The sequence below is a fragment of the Bifidobacterium choerinum genome, assembly GCF_002761235.1.
GTDB classification, from domain to species: domain Bacteria; phylum Actinomycetota; class Actinomycetes; order Actinomycetales; family Bifidobacteriaceae; genus Bifidobacterium; species Bifidobacterium choerinum.
This window is the reverse complement of sequence record NZ_CP018044.1, coordinates 1,255,235-1,267,763: the sequence shown is the minus strand read 5'-3', so window position 1 is coordinate 1,267,763 and position 12,529 is coordinate 1,255,235. Positions and strand designations below refer to the sequence as shown.

Here is a 12,529-nt window from a genome sequence, read left to right as displayed (position 1 = left end):
GAAGCAAGACGGACAACGGAACGGATTCAACTTTGGCTGAGTTTATTTACCAGATGATCAACGCCCGCAAGGCATACGGCGACCGCGTGATCCTCGACAACGTCACGCTGAGCTTCCTGCCGGGCGCGAAGATCGGCGTCGTCGGCCCCAACGGCATGGGCAAGTCCACGCTGCTTAAAATCATGGCCGGTCTCGACACGGTCAGCAACGGCGAGGCGTCGCTGACGCCGGGCTACACGGTCGGCATCCTGCAGCAGGAGCCGCCGCTCGACGAGGACAAGACCGTCGGCGAGAATATCAAGATGGCCTTCGGCGGCATCGCCGACAAGGTCGCGCGCTTCAACGAGATCGGCGAGGAGATGGCGAACCCGGACGCCGACTTCGACGCGCTGATGGAGGAGATGGGCAAGCTGCAGACCGAGATCGACGCTGCGAACGGCTGGGATCTCGACTCGCAGCTCGAGCAGGCGATGGACGCGCTGCAGTGCCCCGACCCGGACACGCCGGTGTCGGTGTGCTCGGGCGGCGAGCGCCGCCGCGTCGCACTGTGCAAGCTGCTGCTCGAGGCGCCGGACCTGCTGCTGCTCGACGAGCCGACGAACCACCTCGACGCCGAGTCGATCCTGTGGCTCGAGAAGTTCCTGCACCAGTATCCGGGCGCCGTCATCGCCGTCACCCACGACCGCTACTTCATGGACAACGTCGCCGAATGGATCTGCGAGGTCGACCGCGGCCAGCTCTACCCGTACAAGGGCAACTACTCCACCTATCTGGAGACGAAGGCGAAGCGCATGGAGATCCAGGGCGCCAAGGACGCCAAGCTCGCCAAGCGCCTCAAGAACGAGCTCGAATGGGTGCGTTCGTCGCCGAAGGCCCGTCAGGCGAAGAACAAGGCGCGCCTCGAACGCTACGACCAGATGGAGCAGGAGGCGCGCAACTCGAAGAAGCTCGACTTCTCCGAGATCCAGATCCCGCCGGGACCGCGTCTGGGCTCGACGGTGCTCGAGGCCGAGCACATCCACAAGGCCTTCGGCGACCGCGTGCTCATCGACGACCTGAGCTTCACCTTGCCGCGCAACGGCATCGTCGGCGTCATCGGCCCCAACGGCGTCGGCAAGTCGACGCTGTTCAAGACGATCGTCGGCCTCGAGCCGCTGTCGGGAGGCAGCCTCAAGATCGGCGACACCGTCAAGATCAGCTACGTCGACCAGAACCGCGCCGGCCTCGACCCGAACAAGAACCTGTGGGAGGCCGTTTCGGACGGCAACGACTTCATCGAGGTCGGCGGCGTCGAGGTGCCGACGCGCGCCTACGTCGCGAGCTTCGGCTTCAAGGGCTCCGACCAGCAGAAGCTCACCGGCGTGCTCTCCGGCGGCGAGCGCAACCGCCTCAACCTCGCGCTGACGCTCAAGCAGGGCGGCAACCTGCTGCTGCTCGACGAGCCGACGAACGATCTGGACGTCGAGACGCTCGAAAGCCTCGAGAACGCGCTGCTCGAGTTCCCGGGCTGCGCCGTCGTCATCTCGCACGACCGCTGGTTCCTCGACCGCATCGCCACGCACATCCTCGCGTGGGAGGGCGACGACGAGAACCCGGCGCGCTGGTACTGGTTCGAAGGCAACTTCCAGTCGTATCAGGAGAACAAGATCGCGCGTCTGGGCGAGGAGGCGGCGCGTCCGCACCGCCTGCACCGCAAGCTCACCCGCTGAGCGCCGTATCGGCTGCCATAAGGGCCCGGTCGCGAACATCAATGCCGCACGAGACGGCGTCCATGTTCGCAACCGGGCCCTTATGCGACCGCAGGAGGCGCGGAACACATCCGTAGCGTTCGCGGGGAGACCCGGCAGCGACCGCAAGCGGTGAAAGTCACGCCCGTGACGTTCGCGATGAGCCCCGTCCGCGACCGCGAGCGGCGCGGAATGCACCCATGGCGTTCACCTGAACATCGGCTCCCCCGACTACGCTGTCGGTGGCAATCGCCGGGACGTGTCCGTTTCTTAACACGCCGCTGATAGATTGCAGACAGTCAGCGCAATCGCCCGCGCATCGGGCGCCGACCGGGCGCGTCGAGCCACGCCCCGAACCAAGAAAGGACGCCGCATGACGTCGGATACCACTCCCCTGAAGCATCTGATCGATGTGCTGAGCCTCGGCGAACCTTCCGTCTACCGCGACCACACCTACATCAGTGGCGAAAGCATGTACTTCCCGACCGGCCGCGTCTACGGCGGCCAGGTCATCGCCCAATCGCTCGTCGCCGCCTCGAGGACGGTGCCCGAGGGACGCGAGCCGCATTCGATCCACGGCTACTTCATCGCCCCCGGCGACATCCACGAGGACCTGCTCTTCGACGTCGAAAACCTGCGCGACGGCCATTCGTTCTCGGCGCGCCGCGTCAACGTCACCCAGTCGCAGGGCCCGATCCTCACGGCGATCGCAAGCTTCCAGAAAACCGGTCAGCCGGGCGTCGCCTACGCCGACCCGATGCCTGCCGACATCCCGGCCCCGGAGACGCTCAAAAGCTCGAAGGAGCTGATGGCGCCCTACGCCGACCAGTCGAACTTCGCGAAGTACTATGCGTACAAATCCCCCTTCGACATCCGCTACGCCTGCCAGCCGATCCTGCTCGGCCCGGACAAGGCGAGCGCGGAGGCCGACTGCGGCCGTCAGCTCGTGTGGATGCGAGCCGACGGAGACTGCGACGTGTCGCAGACGATGCACCGCGCGATCCTCGCGCTCGGCTGCGACCAGATCATGCTCGAGCCGATCCTGCGCCGCGCGGGGCTCACGGTGATGACGCCGGGCATCTCCTTCGCCTCGATCGACCATTCGATGTGGTGGTACCGCGACATCGACGTCACCGACTGGCATCTGTACGTGCAGGACACACCCACCGCCGGCCACGGCCGCGGCCTGTCGACGGCGAGGGTCTACCGCCGCGACGGCACGCTCGTCGCCGCGATCGTGCAGGAGGCGATGGTGCGCGTCCCGCAGCCTGAGGACACGCACTGAGCCGCCCGTAGCCGTCCTTGTCCCATAGGCCGCCGTCACCGGCCCGGTACGGCGGCCTCGCCATCGTTGTCGTCGCCCTTCCATGCGACGCCGCGGTCGCGCCGTTCACCGCGCATCCGCTTGCGTTCCTCGACCTTCGGATGCTCGGGGCCTTCGGACGGCGGCAGCTGGCAGAAGCCCTCGGCGATAATGCCGCAGACCATGTCGATCAGGCTCGCCGCGCACGCGACGACGCATTCGATGGCGATCTGGCGGTAGTACGGCGCCTGCAGATGCCCGACGAGCATGAGCAGCTCGCCCGCGTACCAGCCGAGCAGCACGGCGCCGGCGAGCGCGAGCGCCTTCGACATGATCAATGTGTCGACGGCGCGTTCGGGCGTGACCGTCCTGAGCTGCACACGTTTGCGCGGTTCGGTCGTCGTGTAGCGACGCACCTGCCATGCGGCGACGAGCACGCCGCCGCCGAAGACGACGAGCATCGCCGAGACGAACCACGGCAGGCCGAGCAGCGAGACATGGTAGCGCTCCTCGAGCGCGGCCGTCGCGGCGCCGCCGCCGACGCCGAGCGCAGCGGCCAGCAGATACACCCACCAGCGGATGCGATGCGCCCTCATCGCGCGCCCCCGATGATCCAATGGTCCGATTCGGGGCCGGCGAACGGCGCGTCGGGCGCGCTCGCGAGCAGATACGCAAGCGGGTCGCCGTGGAAGGTCGCCGTCGGATCCATGTCCATCCACGGCGCGAGGATCGCGGCGCGGTTGCCCGCTCCCCCGTCGTCGATGCGCGCACGGCCTTCGGCGTCGTCGATGTCGACGATGTGCAGCGCGACGTCGCCGTCGTGGACGCGCGCGGCCGCGTTGAGGAAGGCCGTCAATGCGGCCGCGTCCATCGTCGTGTCGAGCGCGGCGACGGCGGTGCGCGTCTCGCCGCCGTCGGCCGTCATCGCATGGTAGAGCGGCGAGATGCCTTCGATCTGCGTGCCCGGGGCCTCGTCGAGCGCGACGATGACGTCGCGGAACAACACGTCCGCCTGCGGCGAAGCGCTTTCCATCGAGACGACGGCGCGACGCGGTCCCGTTTCTGATGCCGAACCGGGCGCCGTCTGTTCGTCCGCCGCCGCGTCCGTCGTCGTCTCGCCGGAGGCCGCGGTCCAGCGCACGGCCTGGCATGCCGGCTTCTGCCCCGTCGGCGTCAGCGTCAATGTCACCTGCGTCGTCGCCGCCGCCGTCTCGCGGCGCACCGCCTCGGCAACGGCGTCGGCGATCATCGCGCCGGTCTCGCCGTCATGCGCGGCGACGACGCGACGCACGGACCCGACGAGCGTCGCCGCCGAGACGCGCGCGACGAGGCCGCCGCCGAGCTCGACGTCGACGTCCATATGGTTCGCGCCGCCGAAGGGGTCGTCGACGACGTCGATCGCCGCCGTCCGAATCCCTTGGCAGCTGAGTGTGTGCGTTGCCATATCCGTATCCTTCCTGCCTGCCGACTCCCGCTAATTGCCGCCGACCAATGCGACAGGCCCGGGCTTTGCGGCGCCGGGCCTGTTGGATGACCGACTCGTCGGATCCGGTCAGAACTGCTGCTGCGGGATGCCCGCCGATTCCTTGAGCGATTCGGGGATCGGCACCGGCGGCACGTCCGAATCGGGACGGTTCGGGTTGCTCAGCCACACCGGACGTTCCGGCGCCATCTTGATGTCGGCGAAGACCTCCTTGAGCTCCTTCTCGTTGAGCGTCTGCTTGACGAGCAGTCGGCGCACGAGTTCGTCGAGGATGGCGCGGTTGTCGGTGAGGATCTGCCACGCCTCCTGATGCGCGGTCTCGATGAGGTCGAGCACCTGCTCGTCGATCATTTCGGCCGTCGCGTTCGAGTAGTTGCGCGGACGCAGGCCGTCGAGGCCCTGATCGTCGTCGGAGTCAATCCATTTGACGGCGCCGAGCTGTGAGGACAGGCCGTATTCGCCGACCATATGGCGGGCGATGTTCGTCGCCTTCTCGATGTCGTTCGACGCGCCGGTCGTCGGATCGTGGAAGACGATCTCCTCGGCGGTGCGGCCGCCCATCGCATAGGCCATCTGGTCGAGCAGCTCGTTGCGCGACTGCGAGTAGCGGTCCTCGGTCGGCATGACGGCCGTGTAGCCGAGTGCGCGGCCTCGCGGCAGGATCGTGACCTTGGTGACCGGGTCGGTGTTGTGCAGCGCGGCGGCGACAAGCGCATGGCCGCCCTCATGGTAGGCGGTGTTGCGCAGCTCGTCGAGCGCCATGCCGCGCGTGCGGCGGCGCGGGCCGCTCATCACGCGGTCGATCGCCTCGTCGATCGCGCGGTTGTCGATGAGCTGCGCGCCGACGCGTGCGCACAGCAGCGCGGCCTCGTTGAGCACGTTCGCCAGGTCGGCGCCGGTGAAGCCCGGCGTGCGCACGGCGATCGCATGCAGATCGATGTCCGGGACGAAGGGCTTGCCCTTCGCATGCACCTTGAGGATCTCCTCGCGGCCTTCGAGGTCCGGCGCCTCGACGGCCACCTGGCGGTCGAAGCGGCCCGGGCGCAGCAGCGCCGGGTCGAGCACGTCGGGACGGTTCGTCGCGGCGATGATGATCAGGTTCGTGTCGTTGTCGAAGCCGTCCATCTCGACGAGCAGCTGGTTGAGCGTCTGTTCGCGCTCATCGTGGCCGCCGCCCATGCCGGAGCCGCGCTTGCGTCCGACGGCGTCGATCTCGTCGATGAAGATGATCGCCGGGGCGTTCTTCTTCGCCTCGTCGAACAGGTCGCGCACACGCGAGGCGCCGAGGCCGACGAACATCTCGACGAAGTCGGAGCCGGCCATCGAATAGAACGGGACGCCCGCCTCGCCGGCGATTGCACGCGCGAGCAGCGTCTTGCCGGTGCCCGGAGGGCCGTACAGCAGCACGCCGCGCGGGATGCGCGCGCCGAGCGCCTTGTACTTCGCCGGGTCCTTGAGGAAGTCCTTGATCTCCTCGACCTCCTGGACGGCGGCCTCCTCGCCGGCCACGTCCGAGAACTTCGTCTTCGGGATCTGGCCGTCGGCGAGCTTGCCGGCGTTCTTCTTGCCGCCCATGCCGAGCATGCCGCTCGTGCTGCTCATGCGGCTCATCAGGAACCAGCCGAAGCCGAGAATGATCAGGATCGGCAGCAGCGACGTGAGCATGTAGGTGAGCGCGCCCTGCGTCTTGATCGTCGCCGTCCATCCGTTCGCCGGCTTGGCGTCCTCGACGGCCTTGACGATGTCGGCGTCCTGCGCGGTCGCGAAGTAGAACTGCACGTCGGTGCCGTAGTTGCGCTCGTTGCCCGAGTTCGGGTCCTTGCCGGAATAGGCGTCCTTGAGCTTGAGCTCGACGAGGTTCTGGTTGTCGACGATCGTCGCGTTCGTGATGTTCGACGCGTTGCTCTTGAGGATCGACAGGCCCTGCTCGGTCGTGATCGTCTTCGCGCCGCCATTCATCGAGAAGAAGATGATGACGAGCGCGACGAGCGCGACGATCGTGCCCCAGAACCACGGCGAGCGCCAGGCGTTCCTCCTGCCGTTCTGGTTGCCGTCGCCCGGATTGTTCGGGTCGGACGGGTTGAACGGGTTCGGGCGGTTGCCCGGCGACCCGTTGCGGTTGCCGCGTGGCTGCTGTGGCCCCTGCGGGATGCTCATGCCTGCTCTCCTTCGTATACTTCCGGCTTCAACACCGCGATCGAATCGAGGTTCCGGTAGCGTTCGTCATAGTCGAGTCCGAAGCCGACGACGAACTCGTCCGGGATCACGAATCCCTTGTATTTCACGTCCAGCTGCACCTGATGCCGCGCCGGTTTCTCCAGCAGCGCGAAGATCTCGACCGATGCAGCGCCCCTGCGCTCCAGTTCGCCGACGAGCCATTTGAGCGTGACCCCCGAATCGATGATGTCCTCGACGATGAGCACGTCGCGCCCGCGCACGTCGGCCGACAGGTCCTGCCGCACCGTGACGGTGCCGCTGCTCACCGTGCCCGACCCGTAGCTCGACAGGCTCATGTAGTCCGTCTCGACCGGGATCGTCATCGCCTGGGAGAACGCGACCATCGTCGTCGCCGCGCCTTTGAGCACGCATACGAGCAACGGTGTGCGTCCGCGGTAGTCCTCGCTCGCCCGGGCGGCGACTTCGGTGATCTTCCCCATGATCTGTTCATGGTTCAGAAGCTCATAATCGATTTCATCCTCTATGTCGACGATTTGCATGCGTTACATCTTCGCACACCTCAATGACGTGTTTCTGACGATTGGCTGTGCGTTTTCTGGGAAGTTGCACGCCCCTCTGCCCATGCCAATCCGAGATGAGGGCCTCGACGGCTTCGACGTGGCGTCTGCCGCTGCCCGGCGCGCACAGCGCGAGCGTGCGCGCGACGACGCGGAAGCGCAGCGCCGCGTCCTCCTTCGCGAGCGCGCGCACGTCGATCGACGCGCGCAGGCCGCGTCCGTCGTCCTCGATGCGCACGCTGCGCGCGAACACGTCGTCGGTCAGCCGTTCGAGCAGATCGACGTCTCGGCGCGCGAGCGCGGCGCCGTCGGCGAGCATCGTCGCCATGTCGCGACCAGCGAAGGCGCTCAGATACGGCAGCAGCGTGTGCCGCACGCGCGAGCGCAGCGGGAAACGCGCAGGCAGCTCCTCGTCGGCTGGGAACGCGTCGCCGTTCGTCGGGTCGTCCCACCATGCGAGGCCGAGGTCCTCGCAGATGCGCGTCGTCTCGGCGCGCGCGAGTCCGAGCAGCGGCCGCGCGAAACACACGCCGTCGATCCGCTGTTCCGCAGGCATGCCGGCAATGGCGTCGAGGCCGCCCGAACGGATCAGATCGATGAGCACGCTTTCGGCCTGGTCGTCCTTCGTGTGCGCGAGCAGCACGACGGCGGCGCCGAGGCGGCGCGCCTCGTCGACGAGCGCCGCGTAGCGCGCGTCGCGCGCGGCGGCCTCACCGCCTTCGCCGTGTTCGTCGACGACCCGCACGTCGCGTACGACGACCGGGTCGAGGCCGAGCGCCGCGCATCGGCGGGCGGCCTGCGCGGCGACGTCGGCGGAGCCTGGCTGCATCCGGTGGTCGACGACGACGGCGCCGCATCGCACGCCCCATGCGGCGCACACGGTCGCGGCGACGGCGGCGAGCGCGAGCGAGTCGCGCCCTCCCGAACAGGCGACGAGGACGAGCGGCGCGTCGGCGTCCGGCTCATGTGCGCCATGCCGGGCGAAGCGCGCGTCCTGCATCCCGATCCCCTGATTGGCGAGCGTGGCGCGCACGGTGCCGATCGCCTGTTTCATCACGGCCGAATACGCCATCTCACAGCTCCGTGAGCGCGGCGATGAAGACGTCGATCGCCTCGCGCGCCGCGGCCATGTCGTCCGGGTTGTTGACGATGACCGCGAACACGGCGACACCGCCCTGCTCGCGCGAGACGTTGCCGGTCATCGACGTGACGGTGCCGAGGCTGCCAGTCTTGACGCGCATCAGGCCGGCCGCGCCGGCGTCGGCGAGCCGCGTCGCGGCGGTGCCGACGAGGCCGGGCACCGACAGGCCTTCGGCGGCGGCCGGTGCGACGCCGACCTCGATGTTGCGCAGCTGCACGTCGGCGAACGTCGTCACCGTCGCGCGCGAGCCCGGCGACAGTCCCGAACAGTCGGCCATGACGAGGCCGTCGAGCGGCACGCCGAGCGTCTCGAGCTGCGAACGCACGGCCTTGACGGCCGCCTCGGGCGAGTTGCCGGTCTTCATATGCAGCGCGAGCAGACGGCCGAACTGCTCGGCGAGCGTGTTGTCGGAATGCTGGAGCATGAAGCGCATGACGGCGCTCAGCGGCGCCGATTCGACCGAGGCGAGCGGCGTGCGTCCGTCGGGCGTGCGCATCCGCTGCGGCTGCCTCGCGTTCGTCACGTCGACGCCGGCTTCGGTCAGACGCGTCGCGAAGACGTCGGCCGCGTCGGCCGCCGTCGTCTGCGACAGCGGCGGATAGTCGGAGAAACGGTCCGGGTCGAACGATGCGCCGCCGCGCTGGCGTCCGCCGTCGACGGCCATCGACGAGACGGGCGTGTAGTACAGGTGGTCGCCGTCGATCTCGCCGATGCGGTCCGGATAGCGGTCGTCGCCGAACATCGTATCGTCCCAGGCGAGGCGCACCTTCGTGACGCCGCGCTTGGCCAATGCGGCGGCCGTGCGTTCGGCGAGCGTGCCGAGGCCGGCGCGGCCGTTGACGTGGTGCTGGTCGCTTTCGCCGGCACCGAGCAGCATGTCGCCGTCGCCTTTGAGGATCAGCGTGTCCGCGCCGTCCTGTTCGTGCACGAGGTAGGTGGAGGTCGTGAACGTCGAGCCCATGTCGAGCGTCGACGCGGCGGCGAGCGCCGTCAGCGTCTTCATCGTCGACGCCGGCTCGCGCGCCGTGCCCTGCCCGCTCGCGGCGGCCGTCATGCCGTCGGGCTGCAGCACGAGGACCGAGACCTCGTCGCCGACGCCTTTCGCATGGACGAGCGCGTCGACGGCCGCGACGGCCTTGCCGGCGTCGATCCGGCGTGCGAGGTCGGCGTCGGCGACGAGCGTCGCGCCCTTGCGCGAGGCGCGCAGGGCGGCGCGCTCCTGTTCGGCGACCGGCGAGAACGTGAGCGCGCCGTCGACGAGGTCATAGCCGTCGGCGAACACGTAGCCGACGGCGAGCGCGATCGAGACGAGCGCGGCGACGGCGACGAGGATGACGCGGCGCGCGCGGCGACGACGCCAGCGGCGTGTCTGCTCGGCGGTCAGCGCGCCGGCCGATGCGCCGTCGCGCACGTCCTCGTCGCCGTCCTGCGGATTCGTCGTAGCGTCGCGCACGCGCGTTCCTCCCCTCGCCGCGGCGGCCCGCCGGGGCCGCGAAGATCACTGCTGCAGCGCCGCGAATCCGTCCAACGTGTCGAGGACCTTGAGTTTGCGGCGCTCCAACAGCTTAGCCCCCAGCCATGTACCAAGCCACAGGACGCCTACGCCGTTGGCGAGCGCGACCGGGATGAGGACCGGATACCACCGGTCGAACGCGCCGCCGAAGCCGAGGCCGGCGATGACGCCGACCGTCGGGATCATGACGGCGACGAACAGCAGCATCTGCAGCAGCGGGATGAACATCTGCGCCGCGCCGCGGCCCTGGGGCGTGCTGAACGGCTTCTCGAGCGACGGCGTCGGATACATGAAGACCGGGTTCATCGCCTCGGCCACGCCGATCGTCGCGAGCGTCCACGACCATCCGCATACGCCGATCGTCAGGCCCTGCAGCCAGCCGGCGGGCGTGCGCCAGAAGCCGGAGCAGGCCATCGAGATGACGAACAGCACGATGATGCTCAGCGTCGCGACGAGCACATAGGCGCGGGCGCGGCCGCGGCGGTCGTCGACGGCGCGCACGCCGCAGATGACCTCCATCGCGAAGCCGCGGCCGTCGTAGCCGAGGCCGTTCGCCTCGGCGATCGCGAACATCATGCAGCTGACGATCATGCCGGTCCACACGTACCAGTCGCCGATCTGGCGTCCCATGAACGCGAAGATGAAGACGATGAGCAGCGGCATGACGAACATGACCGACTGGCGCGGGTCGCGACGGAGCATGCACAGCAGGCGCGCGGTCACGGCGCCGGACGGCGAATCGGGCATCCGTGTGAACATGCCGAGGCCCTTCTCCGCCCTGCCTCCGGAGACGGCGGCGTCGTGGGTGCGCGCGTAGTGCAGGCACCACATCGTCAGCCACCAGCACACGGCGCAGGTTGCGCCGGCGATGAGCAGGTGGGCGGCGAAGGCGCCCCAAGCGCCGTCGGCGGCGTCGAAGGGCAGCATGAACGGCGCGCCGAGCGGCGTCCAGCCGACGACCGACGAGGCTTGCGCCATGTGATGCACGTCGATTGCCGCGCCGGCCGTGTCAAGCGACGCCATCATCATGCTCGGCGCCTCGGCGAGCAGTATGATGACGACCATCATGACGATGTAGAACATGTTCTTGCCGGCCTGCGAGCGCACGAGGACGCCGAAGAGCGACAGCAGCGCCTTCGAGCACAGCATCGCCGTGGCGATGACGACGAACGCGGCGAGCACGGCGGCCGCGACGGATGCGGCGCCGAAATGGGCGTAGGCGGGTGCGAACGCGAGCAGGCATGCAAGGAAGGTCAGTCCGGTCGGCCCGGCGAGGCCGGCGGCGACGAGCCCGGTCGTCAGCCGGCGGTCGTCGATGCCGTAGATCGCGAAGTTGTCGGGCGTCATCGTCGAGTTCTCGCCGACGATCATCAGCTGGATGATGACGGCGAGCAGGATCGCGAAGGCGCCGGCGAGCGGCACCGCGATGCGCAGCACGACGCCGACGAGCGGATCGGTCTGCATGCCGAGCACGATGCCGCCGACCAGTGCGCCGCCGATGCAGCTGGCGGCGATGATCAACGTGACGATGAAGCCGACGAGCTGCCAGACCGAGCGTCTGATCGTCGCCATCGTGATCGCCCAGCGCAGCCGCACGAAGGTGCCGACCGGCGGCTGCGCCATCGCCTCGGGCGCCGGCGGCGTCCCGGAGGCCGCCCCGCTCATCGCGCGCCGCCTTCGGTCGCGGCGACGACGGCATCGGCATCGGCGGATTCGCCGTTCTTGCCGCCGTCGAGCCATGCGATGTGCGCGGCGCCGTGACGGCCGCCGACGAGCTGCAGGAAACGCTCCTCGAGGTCCTCGCCGGCCGCGACGGCGTCGACGGTGCCCGCCGCGACGACGCGGCCGCGGTTGATGACGGCGACGTGCGTGCACATGCGTTCGACGAGCGCCATGACGTGCGACGAGATGATGACGGTGCCGCCGGTCGCGACGTATTCGACGAGGATGTCCTTGATGTTCGCGCTCGAGATCGGGTCGACGGCCTCGAAGGGCTCGTCGAGCACGAGGATGCGCGGGCTGTGGATCATCGCCGTCGCCAGGCAGATCTTCTTCGTCATGCCGGCCGAATAGTCGCGCACCATGACGTTCGCCGATTCGGTCAGGTCGAAGGCGGCGAGCAGGTCGGCGCCGCGGCGCGACGCCTCGGCGCGGCCCATGCCGCGCAGCATGCCGGCGTAGACGAGCAGCTGCATGCCGGTGAGCGTCGTGAAGATCTGGTCGGGCTGCGGCATCAGGCCGATGAGGCGCTTGGCGTGCGCCGTGTCGGCCCACACGTCATGGCCGAGGATCGATGCCGTGCCGGCGTCCGGCACGAGCATGCCGGTGAACATGTTGATCGTCGTCGTCTTGCCGGCGCCGTTGGGGCCGACGAGGCCGTAGAACGAGCCAACCGGGATGTCGAGCGACAGGCCGTCCACGGCCACCTTGTCGTCGAAGCGTTTGAACAGGCCGCGCATCGAGACGGCCATATGCGGATCGGTGGCGAACAGACGCGGATCGGGCGCGCCCGGCGCCGGCCTCGGGGAAACTGCACTCATGCCTGCCACACTATTGCACACATCGGCGGGGCCGAAAAGCCCGTCTCAGCTCGTGGGCGGAACCGTGTCCACGGGGCGTGGCGGGCG

General features: G+C 68.7%; 10 protein-coding genes. 2 read left to right on the top strand and 8 right to left on the bottom strand.

From position 1 onward, the window contains the following. Positions 1-32: 32 nt before the first annotated feature. Together ettA and BcFMB_RS05025 are read left to right on the top strand one after the other, a co-directional pair. Complete coding sequence (ettA, locus tag BcFMB_RS05030) at positions 33-1,709, top strand: energy-dependent translational throttle protein EttA (RefSeq protein ID WP_024540330.1); 1,677 nt, start codon at positions 33-35, stop codon at positions 1,707-1,709. A gap of 391 nt (positions 1,710-2,100) precedes the next feature. Then, positions 2,101-3,012, top strand: a complete 912-nt coding sequence (locus tag BcFMB_RS05025) for an acyl-CoA thioesterase (protein ID WP_024540331.1) — start codon at positions 2,101-2,103, stop codon at positions 3,010-3,012. A gap of 35 nt (positions 3,013-3,047) precedes the next feature. Here the strand turns inward: BcFMB_RS05025 and BcFMB_RS05020 are convergent, their stop codons facing one another. From BcFMB_RS05020 to BcFMB_RS04985, 8 genes are all read right to left on the bottom strand, one after another. Then, on the bottom strand, positions 3,048-3,626 hold the full coding sequence (locus BcFMB_RS05020; RefSeq protein ID WP_099721200.1) for a DUF3180 domain-containing protein: 579 nt from the start codon (positions 3,624-3,626) through the stop codon (positions 3,048-3,050). Further along, positions 3,623-4,474, bottom strand: coding sequence for a hypothetical protein (locus BcFMB_RS05015; protein ID WP_024540333.1), 852 nt, complete (start codon positions 4,472-4,474; stop codon positions 3,623-3,625). Before BcFMB_RS05015 ends, BcFMB_RS05020 begins: the two co-directional genes overlap by 4 nt. A 108-nt stretch (positions 4,475-4,582) precedes the next feature. Further along, positions 4,583-6,670 carry an ATP-dependent zinc metalloprotease FtsH gene (gene ftsH / locus BcFMB_RS05010; RefSeq protein WP_024540334.1) on the bottom strand — a complete coding sequence of 696 codons (2,088 nt, stop codon included), beginning with the start codon at positions 6,668-6,670 and terminating at the stop codon, positions 4,583-4,585. Continuing rightward, positions 6,667-7,230, bottom strand: coding sequence for a hypoxanthine phosphoribosyltransferase (gene hpt, locus BcFMB_RS05005; protein ID WP_024540335.1), 564 nt, complete (start codon positions 7,228-7,230; stop codon positions 6,667-6,669). The genes ftsH and hpt overlap by 4 nt, the downstream gene beginning before the upstream one ends. Then, on the bottom strand, positions 7,205-8,320 hold the full coding sequence (gene tilS / locus BcFMB_RS05000; RefSeq protein WP_099721199.1) for a tRNA lysidine(34) synthetase TilS: 1,116 nt from the start codon (positions 8,318-8,320) through the stop codon (positions 7,205-7,207). The genes hpt and tilS overlap by 26 nt, the downstream gene beginning before the upstream one ends. A gap of 1 nt (position 8,321) precedes the next feature. After that, positions 8,322-9,800: a D-alanyl-D-alanine carboxypeptidase/D-alanyl-D-alanine-endopeptidase gene (locus BcFMB_RS04995; RefSeq protein ID WP_198405453.1), complete on the bottom strand. Its 1,479-nt coding sequence runs from the start codon at positions 9,798-9,800 to the stop codon at positions 8,322-8,324. 87 nt (positions 9,801-9,887) lie between these two features. Then, positions 9,888-11,567 carry an ABC transporter permease gene (locus BcFMB_RS04990; RefSeq protein WP_099721198.1) on the bottom strand — a complete coding sequence of 560 codons (1,680 nt, stop codon included), beginning with the start codon at positions 11,565-11,567 and terminating at the stop codon, positions 9,888-9,890. Further along, on the bottom strand, positions 11,564-12,442 hold the full coding sequence (locus BcFMB_RS04985; RefSeq protein WP_099721197.1) for an ABC transporter ATP-binding protein: 879 nt from the start codon (positions 12,440-12,442) through the stop codon (positions 11,564-11,566). Before BcFMB_RS04985 ends, BcFMB_RS04990 begins: the two co-directional genes overlap by 4 nt. Between the last annotated feature and the right edge of the window lie 87 nt (positions 12,443-12,529).